The sequence below is a fragment of the Adhaeretor mobilis genome (assembly GCF_007741515.1).
GTDB classification, from domain to species: domain Bacteria; phylum Planctomycetota; class Planctomycetia; order Pirellulales; family Lacipirellulaceae; genus Adhaeretor; species Adhaeretor mobilis.
Genome location: NZ_CP036263.1, coordinates 2,797,333 through 2,823,110, shown reverse-complemented (window position 1 = coordinate 2,823,110; position 25,778 = coordinate 2,797,333). Strand labels below are relative to the sequence as shown.

Here is a 25,778-nt window from a genome sequence, read left to right as displayed (position 1 = left end):
TACTGGTGAGTAGATATCAGTACTGAAAACTTCGCTATGCTGATTTGACGAACACGGCGGATGCTAAGTGCGATGAAATCCCAAGGCGGGTACCGACGATGCGAATCACAAGCGGGTCCCCACGCTGCACGACCGTCACCTGACGACCTACGCAAATGCCGAGGGCTTTCACGCGTCCCATGTCAGCGGGATCAACCTCGACGCGGACGACGCGAAGCAAGCAATCAGGCGGGGCTTCGGAAAGCGGTGCGGGATCAACCACGGAACCACTCTTCAGGCGGGGAGTCACTTGGCGGGAAACCTTAGCTTCAAAAACAGGCGGCGGCTATTGAGATTGGATCTCAAACTGACAGTAAATCCTACTCGACTCGGAGGAAAAGACCAATAGGTGCTGCCCAGGAAAAGCCAAACACAGCACTCCCAGCGGATAGCACCGACACTTCGTCCGCCTGCGGTGTTGACACTTCACTCGGATGGTTCGGACAAGTGTCGGTGTGCGAAGCACAAGAGGTCTTTGGTGTTCCCTACGCGTTGACCTCTTCCAAAAGACCAAGCCGACGGTAGCAAGAGAACCTCATCTCGTGGATTTCGCCTCGCTCATCCTAGTGCTTCACACGACTTCGATGAGGCTGGGGAAAGTCACTCGCGGGTCGTAATCGAGGCCGCTCTCAGCTACCAACTACACGCTTTAACGCACTACTGTGCCAGCCAGCTGTGACACCCGTGCGTTGAGGTAACGGAGAAGGCGTAGGCACTTGGCGTGCTCGAGTGCATTGAAGTCTTAGCTTAAGTTAGCGTCTACGTGACCGTCGCCATCAGACAACCACTGATCCCGAATGTCTGCCAAGGTGCAACCGTCGCCGAGTCTCCAAGCCGTCCAGCCGTTGACGGTCGATCGTGAACTACCAGCGTCTTGAATACCAAACAATGCGGCGTAGCTTGGCGCGGAGAAAGACCGTCCCAAGACTTGTAGTAAGCCATCATCTAGAATGAAAGCTTCGTACACCTTTTGCTCTCTGTTCCTCGGTTTGCAGGGCATGACTAGACGTTGGCCAACGGAAATTAAGTTCGCCTCGATGAGGTCAGAAATTGAAACGTCGTATCAGGCGACCTGTGCAGTTGTTCTCGACTCATAGGGTGATGCGTCAAAAACAGGACGAAATTCCTCGGGAGTTTCGTATACAACGTTCTGCGGATTATTGAATTTAACATACTTCTGGACGACTCAAAGCCGTACGTCGACTTTGAGCGTTGCCGCCCATTCTCGAAGGTCGTTCTTCACGGCGTCGATGGGCATTCCAATGATTGGATCCGCTGCAAATATTTGAGCAAGCACCTGATGGTAATCGATTGGCTCTATGTTCTGTTCGGCGAATTTATCCTGCAATGATTCGTCGTCGCGAACACGGTCTATCACGGTCCTGATCAGTTTTTGTTTCGTGGCAGGGTTGTTAGCAGCAATGATTTGCTTAGCAACTTGTGGGGCGATGTGGCTCCATACGCTGTGCTGACTCGCTTCTGCCTCAACGATATACCAACTAAGTCCATCAAGATCGATTGCGTATCCGTCGGGTATCGTTCCCGTACCGTCAGGGGTGCGTATTAATGATTTTGGAAGATAGATGGACGACGGCCCAAAAATGTACTCTGCGTTGGCAACGACGACACGCTCAAGCTCGTCTTCAGTATCAAATTTAGCAAGAACAAATTTACGATCGTTGATAATCAACATGAATTAACACGGACAACTAGACATGGACGGAATTTACATTGGTGGAACCCAATCATACCAATCGATCTTTTGCGCCGCAAAGCGGCGCTGGGATTTGGCATAATACGCCGGGTGCCCTCGCTGACTTGCCCAGCAGAGTTTTCCTGAGAGCGCCGTGGAGTACGCGAAGTTTGGTGCCCACCCCGAACTTACCTCTTGTCGTGCCGACACCGACACGCGTTAGGAGACGACCCTCCATCGTCAATTCTGCCCCCCCCAAAACTCTGCGCCCTCCGCGTCTCTGCGTGGGGCATTCCTAGACGAAATCCCCACACCATAATGACAGGTGGCCAAAAATCGTTGCTGAGCGCAGTTCCAATATGCGTACAATGGCACAAGTTCGACGGCGGCTCTTAGGAAGACTGCGGCGGGCTGCGAAACGTGTTCGCAAGGCAACTTGAACAGCTCGTCCGTTGGTATCGACATCGTTCCCCGGGAGTTGCCGTGCAAGCACAAAGTAGCAGTGATCGCGAACGCGGTTCTCCAGGGCCGACGAACGGCCAGGTTCGAGGGATCGCCCTGACTGGCTCGAATGATGGACGTCCATCCTTTTTTTCGGCTCTTCCAACTTTGCAGGGGCAGTGGGCAGTTTGGCCCTCAAGAATTAATCGCAACCCGAAGCGTAAGCGAGGCAGAATACCGAACGCTGCTTCTTCCTCGCTTACGCTTCGGGTTATGATTGCTGCACGCATCTGATGCGTGGGCTAGAACCGCCCAGTTTCTTTGCTTACGGCAGGGCAAGGGCAGGCATGTTCTAGCATCCTGCCACCAAACATGCTCAATTGACCACAGTCGTTTGGTTGTCGCCAAACGCATCGACGCCCCCCTTTTACGCGGAGTAACTCTCATGGGTGACAAAGGTAGTAGAGACAAAGGCAAAAAAGAACAACAGAAGAAGGCTCAGAAGACGCCCAAGGAAAAGCGGGCGCTTAAGAACGCTAAGAAGAATAAGTAGGGAGCTGCGAGTTTTTCTTCGATTTTCAAGTCTTTTGTTGCGTGATACTCCTGGCTGCGGCGATTTAACGGTTGGCATGGCAGATAGCGGAGAAATTGCCCCAATTGGAACGGCCAATGGCGGTGCTGCTAAGCCGCGAGCGGCTGGGGCACGACTTGGACAATAACAACTCTTGGAATGCGAACTGAGCGACGCCGAATTAGTGCGACGGGCACGGCAGCATTGCGCTGACGCGTGGCAGATGCTGTATGCGCGGCATGTGCCTACGGCCTGGCGCTACGCGTATGCGCTGCTGCACAATGCTCACGAGGCTGAGGATGTGGTCGCTGAGACCATGTTCGCCCTGCTACGCGCCCTAGATGAAAACAGCGGCAACGCAGTCGACCTGAAGCAAACGCCCATTGCTGCTTGGCTGCGGGCCGTGGTGCGAAATAAGTCGGCGGACTACTTCCGTAAGGCGAAACGTAAACGCAACGCGTATCATCAGGTGGAACTTCGCGCGAAGCAGTCGCCCCCAGCCGATGGACCTAGCGTCCCCTTGGAAACAGCCGAGCGGCAAGCAGCCGTGGTGGCGATTCTTGAAGAGCTTCCCGATCGGCAGCGCGTGGCGTTGGAATTGAAATATGTAGAAAACATGAGTGTTAAGGAAATCGCCACGCGACTAGAAGAAACTGAGAAGGCGGTTGAAGCAACGTTATATCGAGCGCGGCGTGAGTTCCGCCGTTTGTTCGACAGCATTGAGAAGCAATCGGAGCTGAAAAGCGCCGGTCTGGAGAACAGTGTGAAAGCTCCCCGCACAGATAGCTACGACTCCGACATCAGTGCCCCCGATATTGGCGGAAGGATTACCGAAGGATTCACCACGATCGCCGCCAGCGCAGAACTGCGAGACCGGCCCGCCGGTTGAGAATCATGACCAACAAACACTCCACTGGCACAGACGATCTGAACGGCTTTCAAGAGATGGCCTTGCAGCGTGACTTGCAAGAGGTACATGACGCGCCGCCCTTGCGTGAAGAGTTTGTGAATTCGCTCGGCACGAGACTCGGCCGCGCTTTCGAAGACCGTACCCTCAGGGAATCGCGCTCCCTTAGTTCTGTTACTGCTGCGAAAACCCCAAGAGCGAGGACTTCAACGGGTCCGAGAACCTCACTGCGGAAAGGACTCTCCCTAGTAGCAGGACTCGCTGCTTCCATTTTGGTGGCGGCGTTCATCTTCCTCCCGAAGAACAAAGAGCCGCAGCAGTGGATGGCGATGCTAGAAGCGGTTGAGGACCAGCAGTGGGTCGAAGCGCAGTCAAACGAAAAAGGCGCATCGCGATTTTGGATATCCAACCAGCAACGCATTTCTGCTGAGCAAAGCGTGCGGGGAACGCTCTATCGCGAATTCTCCTTAGGCCGCTTGAGCAATTACTCTCCACGAAGTAAGAAAGTCACGATCAATAAGCTTTCTACTGTGAAGGACTGGAATATCCAGGCCCAGCTGCTCTCGGCGATCCTTCCTGCTGAATCGCTGTCGGGCGACGTCGTCGTCATTTCCGAAACCTCAAGAGAACTCAAAGACAGGCAAGGCAGGCGTCGCCTGGAATTGAATGTGAAGATCCAGCAACTCAGCCCACCTCACGACACTTGCCAAATCAAGCTGCTACTCAATCCGTCAAACCATTTACCTTTGTCCTGTGAGATTGCTTCCGACAAAGCGAGTCGCTCCGTAAAATTCTCCTACCCGCAAACGGGGCCGCAAACGATCTACTTCCTGGGAGTTCCTGAGGACGCGACAGTTCAGGACGAAGAGTAATCTAGACTACCTACAGGCTGCTAGCGTTGCGGCCAGTGATGGAATCGTGCTAATCTGTGATCTCTCCGAGTGCGTGAAATCTCTTCACGGCTGAGGAGAAAACATCGGATCACAGGAGTCGGGTATCCATGTCGTTATCCCATTTAGGCAAGGCCTTGGTGCCTTGCGTTGTTTACTTGTTGGTTTCGGCGGCAAATCTTCAAGCAGAGGATTGGCCGCAATGGCGCGGGCCTAGTCGCGATGGGCTGTCTCGGGAGACGGGGCTTCTACAAGAATGGCCCGCTGACGGTCCACCTCAGGTATGGGTCTCAAAGAACTGCGGTATCGGTTACTCCGGGCCTGCCGTCGTGGGCGACTGGATTTACCTCTTGGGCTCTCGCGAGGGGACGGAGAAGCTACTAGCACTGGACGCGAAGACTGGTGAGGAACGCTGGTTTGCCGATATCGGCGACGAGTACGAGAATGATTGGGGCAACGGTCCGCGCGGCACGCCCACAGTTCACGAGGGGCAAGTCTATGCGATGGGCGGCCAAGGGACTTTGATTTGCGCGGATGCTAAGACGGGTAAGATCGCCTGGCGGAAATCAATGCAGGAGCTTGGCGGCAAGACGCCGACTTGGGGTTACAGCGAATCGCCACTGATTCACGGCGACCACGTAATCGTAACTCCGGGGGGCAAGCAAGGTGCGATTGTGGCGATCAACCGCACCAACGGCGATCTAGTTTGGCAGAGTAAAGAGCTAACCAGTGGCGCGCACTACGCTTCAGTAATGGCTACCGAGCGCAATGGCAAGTCGGAACTCGTTCAGTTGCTCGTCGACAAGGGCGTTGGAGTGGATGCAGCAACCGGTCAATTACTGTGGAAAACGCCCTGGCCCGGGCGCGTAGCCGTGATTCCGACGCCCATTATCAAAGACGACTATGTGTACTTCAGCAGCGGCTACGGAGTGGGTAGCAAGCTCGTTTCGATCGACGACCAGTACAACGTAGAAGTTGTCTACGACAACAAGGTCATGAAAAACCATCACGGCAGCGTGGTGCTCGTCAGGGATCACCTCTACGGTCATTCAGACAAGGTAGGCTGGGTTTGCCAAGAGTTCTCCAGCGGTAAGGCCGCCTGGAGGGAACGCGAGGCACTCGGCAAGGGCTCCGTCACTTACGCGGATGGCAGACTTTACTGCATTACCAAGGACGAGGGAATTGCCGCGCTCGTTGAACCTTCACCAGAAGGTTGGAAAGAGCACGGTCGATTCACGCTCGCTCCCTTGAGCGAGCTTCGCAAGAAAAAGGGCCGCATCTGGACTCAACCGGTCGTGAGCAACGGACGGATGTACCTACGCGATCAAGATCTGCTCTATTCGTTCGACGTATCCACACAGGGTGCAGATTTAGTCCGAAATTAGAGCGAACTCAACACTGTTCGTCTGGATCTCCTTCCTCCTAGGCGCCCAATAGAATACCTAGTCCTCGTTCTACTCGGCTGCCTTTTTCACTAACGGCCTGAGAACAACCTGAACCGGCGTACCGATTGGTGGGATCAAAGCCTTATTAGCCTGGAAGATAAGCCCGTCGTTGGTGTTGCTGCTTTCGATGGGAATGTCCAGCATGGCTGTGCTGAAGTTGCTAACGCAAATCAGATCACCCGATTCAGCCAGGTAATGCTCCTTACCGGTTCTTTCATCGAGCCAGAAGCCGCTACCTGCAAATACCCAGGGCTGTGTCATGGGTTTCTCGGTAGTGCCGTCGAGGACCCAATCTTGTGCCCGAGCGTGCTGCCATTGACCTTGCTGATCTCGCCATTGGACGCTGACCTCGATTTCCGTTCCTGTTGGTGGAAAGAAGTCCGGTGTGGTAAATCGAGTTACGAGGTCTGAGAAAAAGAAATCGTAAGCCAACACGGGCCGCAGTTGCGGCATGAAGATAGCCGTGTTGCCGGGCTTTGCCCCCAAGGCTAACAGGCCCGTGTGAATGATGAACGCCCGCGACTCGACTGCCACGACTGATTCGTGCTCCTTGGTGCCAACAGGACAGGCGAACATCTCCAGATAGCCCTCCTGGAGCGTGACATAGCCATCCACGATCAGCTGCTGCTTTGCCTTGTCGATCCAAATTCGATCTGCGGCAGTCGGTGGCGTTAAACGGATGGCACCTTCGGGGGGCGGCAAATGAGGTCGCTCCGCAGGCATGTTGTCGAGCGCATCCAGCAGAGGGTCCTTGGGACCACGCTCGTCGAACTGGACTCCAAAGGGGCCCTCCTGCTCTGCTGCCAGCAGCAGAGCGGGAGGGCTGAAACTAATCGCCTGAGCAGAAACTCCAATAACTGTAAGTACTTCTAGAATCCGTTTTGGTATCATGAGGTTACCTGCTCAAAGTTTTTCAGCTCAAGCAATGGCTTCCAGTGGCCTATTGCGGAAGGTTATTATAGCGGAAGTCTTGCCAGTTTTGCCCCTGTAGAATTGGGTCCCGTTTCATTCTAGAATTCTGGGCCCTAGACTACTGGCCCAGATAGTGAGGGACTGCCCGTTTCCTTAACGACGCCACCTTATTGATTCCTAAGCTTCGACCAGAAACACATGTCGCAAACCCTCCTACCACCCAACAACTCGATGTTTGATGCCTCAGAGCCCCAAGACAGGCCAGGGCTGTTAGCCAGTGCCGGCAAAGCCAATTTTTGGCGATCCAGCGCACCCAAGTCGGCGAACAAATCGCTAGAGGCTGCGGGCTCGACCTGGCTGAAATACTTGGCGTCTCGAAAGGCCGTCAGCGCTCATAAGCTGGCGCGGGTCCCGTTAACTCAGAGCGCACTCGGCTGGGGCATCAAGCGGACACAACTGAGCAAACCTTGCCAAGAGTTGCTCGCTGCTGCCGATCACGTGTTAGCTGTTGGTAAAGGCAATTCGAAAGAGAAGAGGCTGCGAAGTGTCGCAGGACTCGTTGAAAAATGGCTCGCTGGTTTTCATGAGCTTCCGCAAAATCGCGATTCGGCACTGTCGGTTTTGGCGGTTGCTCAGCTGCTACCACATCTCGCTTCGATGCTTGATGGAATCATGTGGTGGCGAGCGCTCGACGCTCTGTACGAAACAGCCCAGGCCGCAGCCAATTGGCAGATTGATCTCGACCTGCCTCCGGAGACGACACTCGCTCAACAACTAATCTCCGGCGAACTGCCGTTGACCTTGGCCTTGCTGTTCCCTGAAATGAAGCCGCTGCACGCGTTACGCAACGAAGCAAGAACGCGACTGACGGCCTGCCTCGATGACTTGCTCAACGGCGAGGGACAGTGCCACGGTACCGTGCTCAGCGTGTGGCGACCGCTGCTTGCAAGCTGGACTCGCTGCGCGATCATGGGTGAGAAGTTCAAGAAAAGTGCTTGGTCTGCTGAAGCGGCTGCTCAATATGCGTGGGGTGTCACACAGGCTCTCCGTTGGACGAGAGCTGACGGTACCCAAGTGTTCGGCGGACCGGGCGATGCTGCTTGGGATAGCGATTTCGTAGCGGCGATGCTCGATCTTGCTGGTGACGCGGCCGATCGTGCTGCGGCTGCCGAATCGCTAAGCAATAAACTCTACTCGCGAAAGAAAAGCGTTGCCAACCCCGCACAACCTGAGTCGGCAGACCACTGTGAATGGGCCGGACTGGCGATCTTGCGATGCGATTGGTCTCGCAAGTCGGCCCGCGTGGGCGTCGATTTCTCTTCCGACGCGATCCGCTTGGAGGTCAATGCAGGCGGTCGCCAGTTGTTCTCAGGCAACTGGGATCTTGCCGCGGAAGCGGACGGTACCGCCCTACGGATCGAAGGTTCCTGGGAAGAAGCCTGCTGGTTCAGCGACGATGAGTGCGATTACCTGGAGCTCTCCTGCGAGCTTGCCGGCGGGGGTACGCTCGAACGGCAAATCCTGCTGGCTCGCAACGATGGCTTCCTCCTGTTGACGGATAATTTGATTCGGCCGCGTGCGGAGCAACTCACGCACACCTGGAGCTTACCGCTGGCGAAAGGCATAGCATTCCGCGCCGAGAACGAAACGCGTGAAGGACTCCTCGTCGATGAGAAGAAGCTATTGGCGAGGATCATACCCGCATCGTTGCCAGAATGGCGCGTTGATCCGCGAGTCGGCACGCTCACGGTCGAGGGAGAAGGCGATCAAGACAACCGGCTCACACTACGCCACCAACAACTGGGCAACGCCGTCTGTGTGCCGATGTTCATCGACCTGAGTCCTCGCCGCGTGAAGAAACCATGCACATGGCGACAACTTACCGTTGCCCAGTCACTAGAGATTGTCAATCACGACACCGCGGCCGCCTTTCGAGTTCAATGCGGCAAGGACCAATGGGTTGCATACCGCTCGCTCACTAATCCGGCAAACCGCACGTTCCTGGGCCAAAATGTTTCTTCGGAATTCTTCGTGGCACGGTTCCTCTCGCCTGAAGGTGAAACCGAAGAGCTCATTGAAATTGAAGGACGCTAAGGGCAGGCCGCGAATGATAGGCCGCTGGCAATACTATGGAAGAAGCCACAGGGCAACTGATTGCTGATAACTGGCGACGAATCGTCGAACGCGTAGCCGCCGCCGTTCAGAGTGCTGGGCGAGATCCCAACGAGGTCTCCATCGTTGCCGTTACGAAGTATGTCGGTGTGCCTGAATCTGCTGCACTGCTTGCCGCAGGTGCAACGCTACTTGGCGAGAGTCGTCCTCAGCAGTTATGGGAAAAGTGCGAGGCAGAGCAGCTAACAGATGCTCGCTGGCACTTGATTGGCCATTTGCAGCGTAACAAAGTCGCTCGAACGGTCGAATGTGCGGAGTTGATCCATAGCGTGGACAGTCCGCGATTACTCAAAGCTATCAACAGTGCCGCGGAGCAAACTGGAAAAAACTGCCACGTGCTGCTCGAAGTGAACACGTCTGGCGAGGCGGAGAAGCACGGGCTCACTCCGGATGCGCTGAGTAGCTTGTTGGATCAACTAAACGACTACCCTCAGGCTGAGGTCCGAGGCTTGATGACCATGGCTTCTCGCTCTGGGGGTCAATCCCAGGCACGCAAGAACTTTGCTGTCCTACGGGAATTGCGTGACTCCCTAGCCAGTGAAGAACTGCCTTTGAGTGAACTTTCCATGGGAATGACGGGTGACTTTGAGGCGGGCATTGCTGAGGGAGCAACATTGGTGCGAATTGGCTCAGCTTTGTTTGAGGGGCTAGAGCTTTGAACGATGGGTTTGCTATTTGCATTGTCGATGCGGGTGCCGCCATTTATGATTGATTAATCGCCTCCCGCACGCCCACTCTGACCGGACCGCGATTAGCCCCGCCAAACAGCCCCGCCAATCTTCAACTCCGCCTGTTATGAAACGCCTCACTGAAAAACTTCTGCATTACGCGGTGCTGATTGTCCTCACGATCTGCGCGGGATGGGTCATGGTGCGGATGAGCAGCCGCGGCAGCTTTGGTCCGCAAGAGAAGCCGCCACAAGTCAGGGCGTTGCCCACGGCCAACGCGCCAAAGGCCCCCGTTTCGATCCAGACCATTGAGAACGAACTCTGCGAGGTCACCGCGACCTACGCTGGTAAAATTCGCCCGTGGGAAACCTATTCCATCGGCTTCGAGTCGCCCGGTCGGGTGATCAGTTTGGGTGAGAACACGACCGGTGAATCGTTGGACGAAGGTGATCGTGTCTCCGCGGGCCAAGTGCTGGCGGTGCTCGACGATCGCGTATTTCGCGCTCAGCGTGGCGAGGCAGTGGCGCGCGTGGAACAGGCAGCTTCCGATTTGAAGCGTGCTCAGCGGATCCGCAATTCTAGCCCCATGGCGATGACAGAATCTCAACTGCAGCGTCTAGTGACGGATCAAGCGATGGCTCGCTCGCAACTAGAAGTCGCAAGTAAGGCACTCGAAGACGCGACACTCAAATCGCCGGTCGATGCCACCATTTCCAAACGCATGGTGAATGCGGGCGAAACGGTAACGATGCAGCAGATGGCCTTCGAGTTGGTTGAGAACGACGATGTGCTGCTAGTGCTGAGTGTTCCCGAGTCGCGTATCCGCGAGTTGGAAGCTCGGCAAAGGGCAATCGAAAGTCGTAGCGCAAGCGAATCTGCCAGCGAAGAAGATCGCACATTCCGCGTCCATGTGGAATTGGAGGGGAGCGACACGTTTGGCCACCCCTGGCCGAGAGTCGATGGCGAAGTGTACCACATTGCCGAAGTTGCCGACCCACGCACGAGCCTATTCGATGTGGAGGTGCGTATTCCCAATCCAGAAGGACTTCTCCGCCCCGGCATGGTTGCTACGGCAAAGCTCGTGGTGGATCGTGTAGAGGGCTATCGCATTCCGGCCGCGGCGGTCATCTTTCGTCAGGATCGTGCTTACTTGTTTACCGTTCAGCAAGAACCGACCGAGCTGGAAATGCTTTATTGGTCGATGGGTGAGGTAGATGCTTATCGCGCTTTGAAAGTAAATATCCCCAGCTGGGTCGATCAAGGCGAGTACGTGGTCGTCCCCGCTGAAGCGATCGATCGCCCGCTTTCGGCAGTCATTACGCGTGGCCAGCATCGCCTCTCGACGGGACAGCTCGTGCGTATCACTGGTGGTCTCACAATACCCCAGACGAATTCTGGTGTATCGACTGCCCATGCGACTGCTCAGCCGTAACCTCGACCAACTGTAGGGAATGTCCACTGTGGCATTCTGAGAACTGGATACAACGTGAAGCTCAGCTCACAAGCCATCGATCATCCACGAGTCGTGCTCGTCCTGACACTGCTCACCATGCTGCTGGCGTTCTACTCTGCGACTTTCACACCCGTCCAGAATAATCCGGCGATTACTAAGGCAGTCGTACTTGTCGCAATCCCCTACCCCGACGCCCTGCCCAGCGAATCGGAGAACGAGATCGCCCGCAAGGTGGAAGATGTGCTTGGCGAGTTGCAAAGCGTCGACTTCATCGCTTCGACCAGCATGCGCGGGGCATGCATCACGCAGGTCATTTTTCTCGATGGTGTGGACCCTGACGATGCGCGTCGCGAGGTGAAGGACCTCGTCGATCGCATTCGTAACGAATTGCCTCTAGGGCGCGAAGTTCAACCGGTCGTGAGCAAGATCGACTTCGAAAACATACCGCTGATGCTTGTGACGCTCACCGGACCTGAGGGGTTCGACGATCGGGCTCTCAAGCAAATTGCTGAGGATGTCGAAGAGCGATTTAAGGCAGACGTCGAAGGGATTGCTAATACGCAGATATTCGGCGGCAGAGAGCGTGAGATTCACGTGAACGCAAACCCCGACCTGCTGGCCGAATACGGTTTGAGTCTCGAGCAGCTCTGGCAATCGCTGCGGGCTTTTAATGCAAAGATTCCTGCCGGTGCTCTTGATTCGGCACAGTTCGACCGTACGGTCCGCGTCGAAGCGAAGTTTCGTGGTGTGAAGGATATTCGTGAAGCAATCGTTAGCAACGTTGGCGGGCGTGCCATTAAGGTCGATGATGTGGCCGAGGTGATCGACACAAATCGGCGTATCAAGAGCTTCTCACAAATCGATGGGCGTGAATGTGCCACAATCATCATCTACAAAGAATCGGACATCAACACGCTTGGGGCAGCTCGCGGGATTAACTCGGTCGTCGACGATTTGCGCAAACAGTACCCTGATATCGATTTCGCCACCAGCCGCGACTCATCCAAAGAGATTTGGGTGATGTTCCGTGTGTTGGGCTCTAGCGCTATCTTTGGTGCCATGCTCGTGCTGGTGATTCTTGCGTGGTCGATGGGCCTGCGGATTTCGATTCTCGTATTGTTGGCCATTCCCTTCAGCACGGCTGTGGCTCTGGTGTTTCTCTACGCCAGCGGCATCCCGGTCTCAGGCATGGTGGTCTTCAGCTTCATTCTCGTACTGGGAATGGTAGTCGATGGCGCAATTATCGTGGCGGAGAATATTCATCGCCACATCGAGCGTGGCGAGCAGCCGATCGACGCCGCGAAGGTGGGCATTGAAGAAGTAGGCCTGCCGGTCATAGCGGCGGATCTCACGACAATAGCGGCGTTCGGCCCCATGTTATTAGTGCCCGGCATCATGGGCGACTTCATGGGCGTCATGCCGAAAGTGGTTAGTGTTGCATTGCTGGGTTCAGTGATGGTGGATCACTTCATCATCCCCACGCTGGCCGCCCGCTGGTATCGCAAGCACGAGCCCGAAGCTCCCGAGCCGATAGCTACAGACCCCAAAGTTGCCGAGAAGAGGGGCGACTTGGCCACCGACAAGCTGAAGATCCGCCCCAAGTTGGGTCCAGGCACCCGCATCTACCTAAGATTGCTGCGAATGTCATTGGCCAACCGCGCGGCAGTCTTGCTGTGCTGTTTCCTAGCAATTGCTGGTGCCGGCAAGCTGATTGGCTCGTTGGGATTTATCTTCTTCCCGACCAGCGACCGCGGGATGTTCACCATCAAATACGAACTGCCCCTGGGCTATAGCATTGAAGAGACTCTGGCCGCGTCGGAAGTAGTCATCAGGCCGCTACGTAAGTGGCAGGAACGTGGCGTCGTCAAGCATTACGTATCGGCAGTAGGCTCCTCCGGCGGCATGGCAGTACGTGTGGACGACGATGCGGCCAGTGGTCCGGAATTCGCAGAGATCATGGTCGAGATGCTCTCTCCGTTAGACCGCGACGTCCACGAGCAAGAAGTGATTGCTGACTTGCGCCGCAATATTCGCCCGTTACCAGGCATGAAGATTTCCATCCAGGAAGTCGAAGACGGCCCACCCGGTGGCGCCGATGTCGCGGTACGATTGACGGGGAAAAACCTAGAGCGGTTAGGAGAACTTGGGCAGCTAATTTCTCAGCGACTAGCCAAAGTTCGAGGCACGGTCGATGCCAGCACGGACTATCGACCCGACAATCCGGAATTGCTGATTGAACCAAAACCGGGCGTGGTCGGTTTGTATGAAGGTCTCACCGATGCAATGATCGCCCGGGCCGTGCAATTGGCTATTGCGGGCGATCAGCAGATTCAGCTCACGCTCGATGACGAGGACATTACGCTACGCGTACAGTTGGCCCCCGAATTCCAGCAGTACTCGAACACGCTCGAACGGGTGATGATCTCCACGCCTTCGGGCCAGATGACCTCGCTCGCTAGTCTTGCCGAAGTAAAGCACGGCACGAGCCTATTCAGCATCAATCGCTACGAACGTGATCGAGCGGTCGTGGCAAAGTGCGACGTGATTGACTCCACGACGCCAGATGACGTCTTTAAGATTCTTCGCGAAGAAGTTCTGCCCGAGTTGGGCTTTGAGACGAGCAGCAAAGACTCGGTCGTGTTCCTCGGTACCCCGACCACTCCCTCAGAAGGCGTGAAAGCCAAGTTCACTGGAGAGAATGAGGAACGCGACAAGAACTTCCGCTACTTGCTTTACAGCATGATTATTGGCGTGGTCTTGATTTACGGAATTCTCGTGTGGCAGTTCAATAGCTTCCGGCAGGGCGTGATCGTTATGATTACCGTGCCTTTGAGCTTCATCGGCGTGGTGCTCGGCATGTGGGCTTGCGGCTTTCCCTTTAGTCTGGCGTCCTTCATCGGGTTAGTGAGCCTCACCGGCATCGTTGTGAACGATGCCATCGTGATGGTCGACTTCACCAACCAAGCCCGCGCACGCGGTTTGAACGTGTACGATTCTCTGATCGAAGCTGGAGTAAACCGCCTGCGGCCCGTGCTACTGACCACGGTCACGACAATTGGCGGACTGCTGCCTCTGTTATTGAATATCTCCGGCGGAGCAGAATTCTGGCAGCCCCTGACGGCGGCGGTAGTGTTCGGCCTGGCGTTTGCGTCCGTGCTCACGCTACTAGTGATTCCCGTGTGCTACAGCGTCGCGTATACCTTCTTCGACGAGTTGGCGGCCGCCCGTGACAAAGCTGGACAACTACTGCATCGGCGACAGGTTGCCTCTAAAGTCAAGTAGCGATGCCGGTCGTAGGTGCGAGTTACTGGTTACGACCTACGATCTCTTTGCGGTTCACTCGCCGAGCAGCTTCTTAAACTTTGCAAACGTTCGTGTGTTCGCGACATCGTTGGCCGTGAGCCCTGCGCGGCGAGCTTGGAGAATGCCGTAGCGCATTACATCGAGGCCGCCTGTGTGATGCGCATCGGTGCTGATGACGATAGGCACGCCGTGCCGCTTGGCAGCGGCGCAATGAACATCGTCTAGGTCCAAGCGTGCCGGGTTGGCGTTCAGCTCAAGCATCTTCTTGTGCTTGGCAGCAGCGGCAAAAACGGCTTCGATATCCACTTCGTAACGTTCGCGACGATTAATGAGCCGCCCTGTGGGATGGGCAACAATGTCAACGTACGGATTCTCCAGCGCGCCGAGGATGCGTTCCGTAATTTTCTCCCGTGGTTGGTTTTGACCGTAATGGACGCTCGCAATCACCCAGTCGGCTTGGGCAAGCACCTCATCAGGCAGATCCATGCCACCCGCTTCGAGAATATCGCACTCGATGCCTTTCAGCAAAGTTATCTCTGCGAGCTGGTCGTTCAGTTTATCGACCGCTTTCCATTGATTGAGCAATCGCTTGCCGTCCAAACCGTTAGCCATGCTGACTCGCTGGGAGTGATCGGTAATGGCGATGTACTCCAACCCGCGATCAATGGCCGCCTCGGCCATTTCTTCGAGCGTGGCTTTACCGTCGGACGCATTGGTGTGCATGTGGAGATCGCCACGAATGTCTTCCAGTTTGATCAACTTCGGCAAGGGTCCCGCTTCGGCGAGTTCGAACTCTCGTCGTGCTTCACGAATCTCTGGCGGGAACCAAGGAAGATCCAATGTGGCGTATATCTCTTCCTCGGTGGCGCCAGCCAAGTACGTTTCCTCTTCGCCTTCAACCTTGAACACACCCCACTCGTTCACCTTCATGCCGCGCTGCTTCGCTCGACTACGGATCTCAACGTTGTGATCTTTGGATCCCGTGAAGTACTGCAATGCCGCGCCGAAAGAACGTTCCGGCACGACACGCAAATCGACTTGGAGACCGCTATCCAAGCGCACAGACATTTTTGTTCCGCCGCGCACGATTACTTCCTTCACGCTAGGGAACTCGCCAAAGCGAGTCATAGCCGCTCCTCCATCGTCAGCGTCAATCAAGAGATCAAGATCGCCGACAGTCTCTCTCCCGCGCCGGTAGCTGCCGGCCATCTGCATGCGTCGCACGCCTGCGATGCCTTGCATGTGCTTAAGTAATTCCTGAGCGACGACATCCGCCTTCGCCCATTTGGTTCGCACATCGGCTTGTGCGGCGATGTCGATGCCCTTGAGGATTGTCTGTTCAGTCTTTGTACCGAAGCCCTTTAGGTCTCGCACTTGCTGGGACTCGCACGCCTTGCGAAGCTCTTCCAACGAATTCACCCCCAGTTCATTGTGGATGATCGCCGCGCGTTTCGGCCCAAGTCCAGGCACACGCAGAATAGCGAGAACGGTGGCGGGAATGTCAGCTAATAGATCGTCGAGCATCGGCAGACTGCCGGTTTTCAGTAGCGTGGCGATCTTCTCGGCGAGGTCCTTTCCGATGCCATCAATCGAGGTGAGCCCGCCGTCTGACTCGGCCGTAGCGCTGAGTGGTTCGTTTAAATCGCCAATCTTGCGAGCGCCATTGCGATAGGCACGCACGCGAAATGGATTGGCGCTTTGGAACTCCAAGAGATCGGCGATACGATCAAATATGGCTGCAATGTCACGGTTCGTCATAAGCGCTAGTTTAGAACCGACTGCACCAAAAGAAAACGCCCCGCGTGCTAGGCACAACCGGGCGTCTGGGTCTCACTATTGCTACAACTCCTGAATCTATTTCAGTCTATCGGTTACGATGAACCGCACTCCAACCTTGGGCGTCGATCTCAGCCTGAGTAAGAGGCTTACTCACGCTGCGGCGAGTGCTCACCTGTTGCGAGTGAGGGGCCGAACGCTTATAGACCGCGTTCCACACATTGACGCTTGGGCCACGAGCGGTTTGGTTACTCTCTGGAAGCTTCCAGCTCGGCGTGTTGTAGCTGGCGTCGGAGTCGCCTTCGTCCGAATCGGGATTGTACTGGTCGGGATCGAACTTCCCTGGGAAGCCGCTGTCGAAGTCATCCTCTTCGGCTGGTGCTTTGCGAAGGATCGATTCCTCAGGCTCACGTTGCGGGCTCTCCTCACGGTAGCGGGAAGTGTACGCCTCACGCTCGCGTTCGAGTTGATCGATGCGATCACGAAGGGCAGCCAATTCTCTGGCACTGGCGAGCGACTCTCCACGGTAGTACGAACGCTCGGATGCTGGCTCCGGCTCAAGAGCCGGTTGTGGTGTTGCTGGATCGGGTGATGCCCCACTGCCGTAGTCTTCGCTGCTACGCCAGCTGCCGCCATCCTCGTAGGCGTAACTGGGTGTGCCGCTGGAAGCTTCGCAATTCGAGCAGCCGCCAGTGGGTGCGCTGTAAGCCGCTTGCGATACGCCACAATCACTGCAAGGCGTCGCCGGTGTGTAGTTACAAGTAGAACAGCCTGCATCGGCAATGACTGGACGCAAAGCAACCGAGCGATACAGCACTGTGGTGCGCTGCAGCGGTGCGTAGGCGGTTACATAGGGCGTAGAACTTGCCGTGTAAGGTGCGTAGCCGGCGGTGTAAGGACTGTACCCGGCAGAGTAAGTCGTTGGAGCGTAGGCCGCTGTGTAAGTTGGGGCAGCGTACGTTGGAGCTGCAACAGGTTGGGCTCCCCAGGTTCGCATGCGCAGCCGGTCGAGCAAGCGGCCAGGATACCAACCTGTGCGCTGCTGCGTTGCAACAACTGCAACGGGTTGAACTGGCTGGTAGGCAACCGTCGGCGTCGCGCAAGTATCACACTGGGCAACAGCCAGCTGTGCTTGGCCGCAGGCGGCTAAGCACAGTGCCAAACTACAAAGTGTAATTCGACCTTGGCTAATCTTGAGTTGTTTAATCATCTAATTTCTCGCTTAAGAGTTGAACTCGAAAAACGTAGGTCTCTTCTGGTCGCCGTGCTTTACTTCTGGCCCCGACGGCTTATGACCCCCAACGGGTAGCAAGCGCACCGCGCCCACCTATCTTCAGGTTTACTCTCCCGGGCCCCCTCTTGGCAATCATTTTCTTCTGTGAAGAGGTCGAAAGTTGGCAAATACAGCTTAGAGAGTCTCTGACGTTTAGGAAAAGTTAAGGGACAAGCGAAGCTATCACACCATCTACTCAGCTCGACCGAACGGGCCGTTTTCGACTTTGTGTCAGTGGAAGCTTCTTACCAGTGTAGCCTGCGAAAATGGGCGGACTGCCTGTTTTTCTAGAGTTTCGAGAAGTGCAACCACACATGTTGCCAAAACGAAACACGCCACTGACTGCGTGTTGCCGTTTGACAGCAAGCCGCGCAGTATTGCTGGCGGATTCATTACGATCTGAACGCGCAGATCGTTCACTCCACTGAGAAAGAATGTCTGCGCGCAGCGCGACACTTGGTTCAAAAAGTGGACGAGCCAACTAACAGAAACGTTGTGCGCGTGGGCTAAAGTCTTATCGATTTTGGTAGCGAGATTCTCCGCTGATAAGTAGCCGGAGAGCTACACCTTGCCCGGTGTTCAGGGCTACAAGCTAACAGCGACTCGATACTCGCAACTAGCGAGGATAACGCTTCGCGGGCTGTGGGCGTTGAAAGCCGATTCGCTCAAGCGATTTGTAAACCTCGTCGAGAGTCTTCTCGCCAAAGTTCGATATGCTGAGCAGTTCTTCACGCCTGGTTTGCAGAAGATCGCTAACCGTGAAGATGCCCTTTTCTTCCAGGCAATTGGTCGTGCGAACGGCTAGGCCGATTTCGGCGGTGCTCATCTCCAACCGGTCTTTCATTCCTTGGTTGGCGAGTTCAGCCTGATTAAGAGGGATGCGTGTCATGGGGATTCCTTTCCTCAGATAAGACAGTTAGTCGGCAGGCGAATAGTTCGCCCGTTTCCGGAAGTATAACAAAAAGAATGTTGGTACTGCCTACAAAAAGTGAAAGCAGAGTGTGATTTTCTCAGCCCACTCCACCACTGCTAGCATTGCCGAACTATTGATCGAGAGCCTACGATGGGGGCAAGAGAGACAAGCTTGGAGAAAATACTCCAAGTTCCCTTGGAAACCACGCAAGCTAGGCAAGCAAGCTAGATAGTCAAAGAAGGGCATACTGTGGATCGATTGCTGGAACACCTCAATCAGGCACAACGAGATGCGGTCCAGCATGTCGAAGGGCCGATGCTCGTGCTGGCAGGCCCGGGTAGCGGTAAAACGCGTGTGGTCACGCACCGCATCGCGCACCTCATCCGCGAAGGCGTGCCTGCCTCCCATATTCTCGCGCTCACCTTTACCAACAAAGCCGCAGAGGAAATGAAGAAGCGAGTGGAAGAGCTCACCCCTGGCGGTCGTACCTGGGTGAGCACGTTTCACCGCTTTGGTGCACGACTCCTACGCGAACATGCAGAGTACGTGGGGCTCACACCTAACTTCACGATTTACGATTCCAGCGATGCAAAGCAAACGCTCAAACGTGTGATCGAAGCAGGCAAATTCCGCACGATGCATTACTCGCCAGAACGCATCGGTGCGGCAATCTCCAGCGCGAAGAACAAGCTTGTAACGGCTGATCGCTACGAACCCCGTACCGGCAGCCCGCTGAGCCACATCGTTGCCGAAGTCTATCCAGCTTATCAGAAACGACTATTGGCGAGCTCAGCGGTCGATTTTGACGACCTCCTGCTGCACGTGGCGAATTTGCTCTACACGAACGCCGAAGTACGCGCGACTCTCGACTCACGCTATCGCTACGTCATGGTCGATGAGTATCAAGACACCAATCATGCTCAGTACGTCATGCTGCGGGCATTGTCGGTCGACTATCCCAATCTCGCTGCCACCGGTGATCCCGACCAAAGTATCTACGGGTGGCGCGGGGCAGACATCAACAACATCTTGCAATTCGAAAGCGACTTCCCCACAGTAAATGTCGTGCGTTTGGAACAAAACTATCGTAGCACGCCCAATGTGCTGCGTGTGGCAGACCAACTGATTCGATGCAACCTGCGCCGCAAGAAAAAATCGCTCTTCACCGAGCAAGCCGAAGGCGCTGCTGTGCGACTCGCTCAATACACCAACCAAGACGACGAAGCGAAACAGATTGGCCTGTCGATCGCTCAGCAAATTGCCTCTGGCAAGCGTACCGCCAGCGACTTTGCGATCTTCTATCGTGTGAACGCGCTCTCTCGATCCTTGGAACGCGGTCTGCGCGAGGCCGGCGTGCCATACCAGATGATTCGTGGGCAGGAGTTCTATCAGCGTAAGGAAATCAAAGACGTACTCGGCTATTGCCAGCTCATCAACAACCCACGCGACGATCAAGCCGTACTCCGCACGATCAACACGCCCACCCGTGGGATTGGTCGCAAGACAGTCGATCTCATTTCGGAATACGCCTACATCCACGGCTTGCCGCTACTAGACGCAGCGCGTGAAGCGGTTCAAGTACAGGGCTTGGCGGCGCGCTCGGCAAAAAAGGCGCTCGGCTACGTTCAGCTTGTCGACAAGCTCAGTAAACTGGCGGCTGGAGAGATGGAAGAAATCCTCGGCACGATCCTCGAAGAAACCGGCTATCGCAAGACACTCGCCGAGAGCGAATCTGAGGAAGACCTCAATCGACTGGCAAACATCGAAGAATTGCTGACCGACGCCCGGCAGTTTGATGAGAAAAACCCTGGCGGTGGCCATTTGGAGACTTATCTTGAGAACGCCTGGCTGGTGAACGAAACCGACGACTGGCAGGACGATACCGACAAAGTCACGATGATGACGCTGCACGCCGCCAAGGGGCTAGAGTTCCCGGTCGTCTACCTCGTTGCCGTCGAGCAAGGTCTCTTGCCGCACGAACGTAGCATCAACGACGAAGATCAAATGGAAGAAGAACGTCGCCTAGCGTTCGTGGGCATCACGCGGGCCGAGCAAGAACTGCAACTCAGCTATGCCGTCCACCGCGACTTTCGCGGCCAGCGCCGGCGCACGGTGCCAAGTCCCTTCCTGCTCGAATTGCCGCGTGAAGAAATGGAACTGATTGAGCCAAACAACGACTCCCTCGGCTACCCGATGGACTGGGATAACTTTGGCGAAGGCGGCTCTGAGAGGGACGAGTCGAACAGTTTCGATGAGTACGATCAAACCGCAACGCCTGTGGAAGCTACGGTGGAATTAGATGAGTCGCGTCCGAGCTTGAGGGTCGCTGCGGCGCAAATCACTACCGCATCCAAGCTCTCGGGTAAAAAGGAGCAAGTCGCTCCGACCATTGACCCCGATTCATTCCGGCAAGGTATGACCGTGGTGCATCCCGAGCACGGGCCGGGCAAAATCGTGGCGCTTAGTGGGGTCGGGGACAATCGCCGCGCGACGATTCGCTTCGCTACCGCCGGTGAAAAACGCTACGTGCTGGCCTACACGCCGTTGCGTGTGGCTGGGAAGTAGCACGCCAAGCAGAGAAAACCTCTGCACTGAGCTTGAGCATCGCTCCCCGGCCCTGAGAGGCCGACCCTCCCAAGGGGAGGGTGATTTCTCGCGATAACTTTTAGGTCGTCTATTACCCTCCCCTTGGGAGGGTCGGACGTTGCACGGCCGGGGAGGGGTTCTCGACCCCAAGCACCAACTCCCGCTTCTGCTATAGTGGGACCATGGAAAACTCTTGGCGCCCAAAATTTGTCTTTGCTTCCTGCCAATATGGCGCTGAAGTCGTGGTAAAAAGCGAGATGGCGCGTCGTCAGCCGGAGCTGCGCCTGGCGTTTTCCCGGCCTGGGTTCATCACCTTCAAACTGCCGGAGGAGTCGACTGAGTGGCAAACCGCCCTGCCCCGCTCGCCATTCACGAGAGCTTCCGGCTTTTCACTTGGCAAAGTCCAAGGCGCACAGGCGACGGAAATGGCGGCTGCTGTGTGGCAACTGCCCGAGGTGGTCGCCTTCTTGGAGACCAATTCGCCAGTCGACTTGCATGTTTGGCAACGCGATGCCGCCACGCCGGGTAAGCGAGGTTTCGAGCCCGGCACGACGGCGCTGGCCACGGAAGTGCGAGAGCAACTTGGCAAAGCATCGACTTGTGAAGCGATAACCCAGCGCACTGCTGAGCCCGTCGGTCCTGCACCACGCAACCAATGGGTGCTGGATGTCGTACTAGTTGAACCGGGCGAGTGGTGGATCGGCTGCCATCGCACGGAACACCGCACCGCGTGCTGGCCGGGGGGCGTGCCGGACCTGCAATCCCCCGAGGACCCCGTGAGCCGTGCCTACATGAAATTGTCCGAAGCGCTCCAGTGGTCGGCACTACCAATCGCGCGTGACGACCGCTGCGTGGAGATCGGTAGCTCTCCGGGCGGCGCATCGCAACGCTTGCTCGAAGCTGGCCTGGAAGTGCTCGGCGTCGACCCAGCAGCAATGGACGATAGCGTCCTAGCGCATCCTTCCTTTACACACATTCGCAAACGGGCTGGCGACGTGCGCCGGAAGACCTTCAGCGACTCCCACTGGTTGTTCGCCGATGTGAATGCCACTCCGACCTACACGCTCGATGCCGTCGAAGACATCGTCACCCATTCCAGCAGCACGATACGAGGCATGATCCTCACGCTCAAGCTCACCAACTGGGACCTCGCCGAGGAGTTGCCAGCCCTCACCGAGCGCGTGAAGTCGTGGGGCTACCAAGATGTTCGCCTGCGGCAGCTCGCGTTTAATGGCAAGGAGATCTGCCTCGTAGCGCTGCGCAACCGTTCTCAACGCAGGTTGCAACGCCGGGGGCGTGCAACTAGTAAACGCCACCGCGTGGATGCGCCGCACTCTTCTGTACCCGGGCCGCATGGGCAGGAGTCTTGAGCTAAGCTTGGCATCCAACGCCAAATAGCATTTGGGTATCTTGATGCTCGAGCCCGAGGTCATTCTCACTTCAACCACCTAAAAATTTACGGTTTCTAGCACATGTCGATGCCACATGTGTCGTTTAGCGAGTGGCCAGATTTGGACCTTGCGTGATGAATTTGGCCGATTTTGTGATGCCATTCGAGACAGAGGTCATCGACACCGCCGGGAGTAAATCTGCCCAAATCGCAGCCAGTTTCGACGCGTCGGCCGATGAAGCTGACGCTGGCTGGGAAGATGCTTTTCGACGCTCAGGAGGGTCACACCTTTCGCAGTTGGCGGTATGCTGAGAGACCCGCTGCGAGCGTCGAATCTGACGCTTGGCCGTGGAACTCATTGGACAGGCTATCAGATGAGCAAACCTCGAAATCAGGAATACTCGATTGGCAAATGGTCCATTCAGTTCTGGGCCAACATCCATATGTACTGCCATCGTCTGGTAGCCAGCAAAGGCAAGAAGACCTATGAGCTACATTGCGAGGATTTACCCATAAAAGGTCCGTTCGTCGGTGTATGGCTCTACGAAACAGAGATGCCGGATTTGCATCGCGACGAACTGATTACAGTTCTTGCCAAGTGGGGCGACAAGACTGAGAAAAGGTTGAAGATCTATACCGAAAGAGAAGTCAGCCACTTGAATCTGGGCGATGGCACGATTCGCATTGAGAAAACTAGCCCTACTGGAGAATCCCTTGAGAAGTCGTAGTGCGGCAAAATGCCACCGAAAAAGTCGCGTTAGCGAATTCGCTAACGCGTACCACTAACCTGCACAGGTGGCGTCGTCCTGGGGCTCGAAACTGCGTTCGGCGTGAAACGCCGAGGCAGTTTGGCGACATTAGAAATCACCCGCCAAGTGACAGAGGTTGTCCAAACCGTCGTCAGATTGGGCACCAATCTATCTAACCCAGGAATGACCCACTTAGGTCGCTCAGTGCACCTCCGTTCGTGCCTGCGGTGTCCATGATCTTGCTCACAAACGGCAGTTCGGAAAATCAATTCGGCGGTGCCTGCCGAAGTTGGCAACGCCAAATTCAGTTATCTGCTTTGGCGAATCTGGAGCGAGGCATACTCAAGAGCTCTACGCTGATGCTAGAATGCTGGAAGCCACTACGATGCCTCCAATAATAAACCTTTGATGCAGCACCCAATGGACTTCCCAGGCTACGATGGCTTTCTTGGCTCGCGAGCTTCCTTCATGCTCGATGTGGTTGTCGTGGCGATGCTCTTCGTTGTTGCAGCGCTGTGCTGGAGCATCTACGAGGTTCGGTACCGTAAACGCTACACGCTCCACAAGCGGATACAACTTACTTTGGCAGCTATCTTGCTTATTACGGTGACTGCTTTTGAAATTGATATTCGACTTTATGGCTGGGAAGACCGTTCAGCCGGAAGTATTGGCGGATCAGCCACCCCGACAGTGTGGAAAGCGCTTTACGCGCACTTGATATTCGCGATTTCCAGCGCATGTTTGTGGCCGGTTGTGACCTACCGCGCATTGCGACGATTTCCCGATAAACCAGCACCTAGCACCCATAGCCGAAGCCATGTTTTCTGGGCAAGGCTTGCTGCTATAGACATGCTCCTCACAGCAGTCACCGGCTGGGTATTTTATCTCTTGGCATTCCTGTGATACCTGCTTTCGCCAGGTGCCACCCTACGCCGTTAACCCTTTTGTAGCTCTGGGCTATCACCGAGTTTAATGGGTAACCTCGCAATCTTTGATACAAGCCTATCTCGAACTACCCCGCAGGTTTGCTACCAAGCCGCATGACCGAGGAAGAAACTTCGATTTAGACATTGCTGTCAAACTTGACAAATAAGCCAAGCCTAAAGCAGTATGACATCAGGAGGATTCCAGATTCGCTGATCGTATGAGCTTGCACTCCGCGAAAGCTTGACTATCCAAACCCCAGATGCAGTAGCTAGCACCTCCTCGTCCTACTATCCCCAGCGTTCTCCTAGTCTCGAAAAAACCGGATTAACCTTGACCGGCAGCTCGCCCGTTTGGTACTCACTTGCTCCGCAGGCAGGCGGAAGCGCGTGCCTGCGGTGGGAATGTTTTCGTCGGGCCCTGTTGTCAGACTTCGCTGCATGAGGCAATCTGTGAGTCGGTTTCAGAGAAGAATACCGCTGCTATTGATCGCGCTGCTTACGGCCATCTTTGTGATGATGCCACTGGCTGGGTTGTCGGTTGCGCAGCGCGTACAGTTCCCCTCGTCGGTAGGTACCTACAATCCGCCTACGCCTCAGCCTGCGTTGCAGGGCTTCGATCCGTACAATAATTCCTCACTAGGTCCGCCTCCTGCTGATGTTCCTTACAGCTACGGCAACGCGGCTCCCTATGGGCAACCATCCGCACCCTACGGGCAACCGACCCCTTACGGACAGCCCCAGGCTACAGGCTCGGCCTTCGGCAACAACCCGCCAGTGGCTTGGCAATCGGGATCTTACGAGTATCAAAATTCCGACGGTAGTGTTGCACGCTTGCAGCGATTCTTGCAGCAGATTAGCTTCGAACACACTTGGCTCGTCGGCGAGCACGCAGCGCAGGAACTCGAAATCAATCGCACGGAGCTTTCCGCGACTTTCGGCATTCCCATTTTCTACAATCCTGACACGCCACTGCTGGTGACTCCCGGCTTTGCCTTCAATTGGTTGGAAGGGCCCGTCGACGCGAACACCCCTTCTGCCGACTTGCCTCCGCGGATTTATGATGCTTACCTCGATACCGCCTGGCTTCCCCGCTTGACCGACTGGCTGTCGCTCGATCTGGGTTTTCGTACCGGCGTGTGGACTGATTTTGAAGAGGTGAATAGCGAGTCAGTTCGCTACCTGGGTCGCGGCCTGGGCGTTCTCTCGTTCTCACCGCAGTTCGAGCTGCTGGCCGGCGTTTGGTACATCGATCGGAACGACATCAAGCTCTTGCCTGCCGGTGGTGTCCACTGGCGGCCCAATTCTGAGTGGGACGCGTACCTCGTGTTTCCCAACCCGAAGATTCGCAAGCGGTTCGTGAACGTTGGCTCCAGCCAGTGGTGGTATTACTTCGCCGGCCAGTACGGCGGAGGACGTTGGACAATCCAACGAGCCGACGGTTCGCCGGACGACATCGACATCAACGACATCCGCGTGATCTTCGGCTTCGAATGGGAAACCCAGACGCAAGCCCGCGGACACATAGAAGTAGGCTATGTGTTTGATCGCGAGATTCTCTACGCACAAACGATGGCGCCTGCCCGTTATGGTTTGGACGATACGATCATGGTCCGTGCAGGGGTCGATTTTTAAGATAAGTGTTTGTCGGGTATTGCCGAGCTCCGCGAGGCA

At 55.8% G+C, this 25,778-nt stretch carries 20 protein-coding genes; 13 read left to right on the top strand and 7 right to left on the bottom strand.

The features are described 5' to 3' along the window. Positions 1–34: 34 nt before the first annotated feature. From HG15A2_RS11120 to HG15A2_RS11110, 3 genes are all read right to left on the bottom strand, one after another. Positions 35–262, bottom strand: a complete 228-nt coding sequence (locus tag HG15A2_RS11120; protein WP_218932497.1) for a FeoA family protein — start codon at positions 260–262, stop codon at positions 35–37. Between the two features lie 519 nt (positions 263–781). Further along, on the bottom strand, positions 782–1,090 hold the full coding sequence (locus HG15A2_RS11115; protein WP_218932556.1) for a restriction system modified-DNA reader domain-containing protein: 309 nt from the start codon (positions 1,088–1,090) through the stop codon (positions 782–784). 135 nt (positions 1,091–1,225) lie between these two features. Next, positions 1,226–1,732 (bottom strand): hypothetical protein, encoded by a 507-nt coding sequence (locus HG15A2_RS11110; protein WP_145060325.1) that lies wholly within the window; start codon positions 1,730–1,732, stop codon positions 1,226–1,228. Between the two features lie 1,166 nt (positions 1,733–2,898). On the opposite strand from HG15A2_RS11110, the gene HG15A2_RS11105 reads away from it, so the two are divergent. From HG15A2_RS11105 to HG15A2_RS11095, 3 genes are all read left to right on the top strand, one after another. Further along, positions 2,899–3,633: an RNA polymerase sigma factor gene (locus HG15A2_RS11105; protein WP_145060324.1), complete on the top strand. Its 735-nt coding sequence runs from the start codon at positions 2,899–2,901 to the stop codon at positions 3,631–3,633. 5 nt (positions 3,634–3,638) lie between these two features. After that, complete coding sequence (locus tag HG15A2_RS11100) at positions 3,639–4,523, top strand: hypothetical protein (protein ID WP_145060323.1); 885 nt, start codon at positions 3,639–3,641, stop codon at positions 4,521–4,523. A gap of 128 nt (positions 4,524–4,651) precedes the next feature. Further along, the gene (locus HG15A2_RS11095) at positions 4,652–5,926 is read left to right on the top strand and encodes a PQQ-binding-like beta-propeller repeat protein (protein ID WP_145060322.1); all 1,275 of its coding nucleotides are present in this window, start codon (positions 4,652–4,654) and stop codon (positions 5,924–5,926) included. A 69-nt stretch (positions 5,927–5,995) separates the two neighbouring features. Here the strand turns inward: HG15A2_RS11095 and HG15A2_RS11090 are convergent, their stop codons facing one another. Next, positions 5,996–6,877: a YdjY domain-containing protein gene (locus HG15A2_RS11090; protein WP_145060321.1), complete on the bottom strand. Its 882-nt coding sequence runs from the start codon at positions 6,875–6,877 to the stop codon at positions 5,996–5,998. 219 nt (positions 6,878–7,096) lie between these two features. On the opposite strand from HG15A2_RS11090, the gene HG15A2_RS11085 reads away from it, so the two are divergent. From HG15A2_RS11085 to HG15A2_RS11070, 4 genes are all read left to right on the top strand, one after another. Beyond that, on the top strand, positions 7,097–8,992 hold the full coding sequence (locus HG15A2_RS11085; RefSeq protein WP_145060320.1) for a hypothetical protein: 1,896 nt from the start codon (positions 7,097–7,099) through the stop codon (positions 8,990–8,992). Positions 8,993–9,027: 35 nt separating this feature from the next. Next, on the top strand, positions 9,028–9,729 hold the full coding sequence (locus HG15A2_RS11080; RefSeq protein WP_145060319.1) for a YggS family pyridoxal phosphate-dependent enzyme: 702 nt from the start codon (positions 9,028–9,030) through the stop codon (positions 9,727–9,729). 136 nt (positions 9,730–9,865) lie between these two features. Next, positions 9,866–11,170, top strand: coding sequence for an efflux RND transporter periplasmic adaptor subunit (locus HG15A2_RS11075; RefSeq protein WP_145060318.1), 1,305 nt, complete (start codon positions 9,866–9,868; stop codon positions 11,168–11,170). A gap of 54 nt (positions 11,171–11,224) precedes the next feature. Beyond that, positions 11,225–14,473, top strand: a complete 3,249-nt coding sequence (locus tag HG15A2_RS11070) for an efflux RND transporter permease subunit (protein ID WP_218932496.1) — start codon at positions 11,225–11,227, stop codon at positions 14,471–14,473. A gap of 54 nt (positions 14,474–14,527) precedes the next feature. Here HG15A2_RS11070 and polX read toward each other — a convergent pair whose 3' ends face one another. The 3 genes from polX to HG15A2_RS11055 all read right to left on the bottom strand — a co-directional run bounded on the left by polX (position 14,528) and on the right by HG15A2_RS11055 (position 18,432). Then, complete coding sequence (polX, locus tag HG15A2_RS11065; RefSeq protein WP_145060316.1) at positions 14,528–16,252, bottom strand: DNA polymerase/3'-5' exonuclease PolX; 1,725 nt, start codon at positions 16,250–16,252, stop codon at positions 14,528–14,530. A gap of 106 nt (positions 16,253–16,358) precedes the next feature. Then, positions 16,359–17,480: a hypothetical protein gene (locus HG15A2_RS11060; RefSeq protein ID WP_145060315.1), complete on the bottom strand. Its 1,122-nt coding sequence runs from the start codon at positions 17,478–17,480 to the stop codon at positions 16,359–16,361. Positions 17,481–18,159: 679 nt separating this feature from the next. Beyond that, a complete protein-coding gene (locus tag HG15A2_RS11055; protein WP_145060314.1) occupies positions 18,160–18,432 on the bottom strand; it encodes a DNA-directed RNA polymerase subunit alpha C-terminal domain-containing protein in 273 nt (90 codons plus the stop codon). Positions 18,433–18,705: 273 nt separating this feature from the next. On the opposite strand from HG15A2_RS11055, the gene HG15A2_RS11050 reads away from it, so the two are divergent. From HG15A2_RS11050 to HG15A2_RS11030, 6 genes are all read left to right on the top strand, one after another. Continuing rightward, positions 18,706–21,021 (top strand): ATP-dependent helicase, encoded by a 2,316-nt coding sequence (locus HG15A2_RS11050; protein WP_145060313.1) that lies wholly within the window; start codon positions 18,706–18,708, stop codon positions 21,019–21,021. 203 nt (positions 21,022–21,224) lie between these two features. Next, positions 21,225–22,412 (top strand): SAM-dependent methyltransferase, encoded by a 1,188-nt coding sequence (locus HG15A2_RS11045; RefSeq protein WP_145060312.1) that lies wholly within the window; start codon positions 21,225–21,227, stop codon positions 22,410–22,412. A 155-nt stretch (positions 22,413–22,567) separates the two neighbouring features. Further along, a complete protein-coding gene (locus HG15A2_RS23950; RefSeq protein ID WP_218932495.1) occupies positions 22,568–22,744 on the top strand; it encodes a hypothetical protein in 177 nt (58 codons plus the stop codon). 62 nt (positions 22,745–22,806) lie between these two features. Beyond that, the gene (locus tag HG15A2_RS11040; RefSeq protein WP_145060311.1) at positions 22,807–23,160 is read left to right on the top strand and encodes a hypothetical protein; all 354 of its coding nucleotides are present in this window, start codon (positions 22,807–22,809) and stop codon (positions 23,158–23,160) included. Between the two features lie 429 nt (positions 23,161–23,589). Then, entirely contained in the window at positions 23,590–24,084 is a 495-nt protein-coding gene (locus HG15A2_RS11035) for a DUF420 domain-containing protein (protein ID WP_145060310.1), read from the top strand. A gap of 473 nt (positions 24,085–24,557) precedes the next feature. Then, entirely contained in the window at positions 24,558–25,739 is a 1,182-nt protein-coding gene (locus HG15A2_RS11030) for a hypothetical protein (protein ID WP_145060309.1), read from the top strand. Positions 25,740–25,778: the final 39 nt, after the last annotated feature.

What these genes read in the sequence shown, in the direction of transcription:
- HG15A2_RS11110 (WP_145060325.1), bottom strand. Translation starts at nt 1,732, where the DNA reads ATGTTGATTATCAACGATCGTAAATTTGTTCTTGCTAAATTTGATACT.
- HG15A2_RS11100 (WP_145060323.1), top strand. Translation starts at nt 3,639, where the DNA reads ATGACCAACAAACACTCCACTGGCACAGACGATCTGAACGGCTTTCAA.
- HG15A2_RS11095 (WP_145060322.1), top strand. Translation starts at nt 4,652, where the DNA reads ATGTCGTTATCCCATTTAGGCAAGGCCTTGGTGCCTTGCGTTGTTTAC.
- HG15A2_RS11090 (WP_145060321.1), bottom strand. Translation starts at nt 6,877, where the DNA reads ATGATACCAAAACGGATTCTAGAAGTACTTACAGTTATTGGAGTTTCT.
- HG15A2_RS11085 (WP_145060320.1), top strand. Translation starts at nt 7,097, where the DNA reads ATGTCGCAAACCCTCCTACCACCCAACAACTCGATGTTTGATGCCTCA.
- HG15A2_RS11080 (WP_145060319.1), top strand. Translation starts at nt 9,028, where the DNA reads ATGGAAGAAGCCACAGGGCAACTGATTGCTGATAACTGGCGACGAATC.
- HG15A2_RS11075 (WP_145060318.1), top strand. Translation starts at nt 9,866, where the DNA reads ATGAAACGCCTCACTGAAAAACTTCTGCATTACGCGGTGCTGATTGTC.
- polX (WP_145060316.1), bottom strand. Translation starts at nt 16,252, where the DNA reads ATGACGAACCGTGACATTGCAGCCATATTTGATCGTATCGCCGATCTC.
- HG15A2_RS11060 (WP_145060315.1), bottom strand. Translation starts at nt 17,480, where the DNA reads ATGATTAAACAACTCAAGATTAGCCAAGGTCGAATTACACTTTGTAGT.
- HG15A2_RS11055 (WP_145060314.1), bottom strand. Translation starts at nt 18,432, where the DNA reads ATGACACGCATCCCTCTTAATCAGGCTGAACTCGCCAACCAAGGAATG.
- HG15A2_RS11045 (WP_145060312.1), top strand. Translation starts at nt 21,225, where the DNA reads ATGGAAAACTCTTGGCGCCCAAAATTTGTCTTTGCTTCCTGCCAATAT.
- HG15A2_RS23950 (WP_218932495.1), top strand. Translation starts at nt 22,568, where the DNA reads ATGAATTTGGCCGATTTTGTGATGCCATTCGAGACAGAGGTCATCGAC.
- HG15A2_RS11040 (WP_145060311.1), top strand. Translation starts at nt 22,807, where the DNA reads ATGAGCAAACCTCGAAATCAGGAATACTCGATTGGCAAATGGTCCATT.
- HG15A2_RS11035 (WP_145060310.1), top strand. Translation starts at nt 23,590, where the DNA reads ATGCAGCACCCAATGGACTTCCCAGGCTACGATGGCTTTCTTGGCTCG.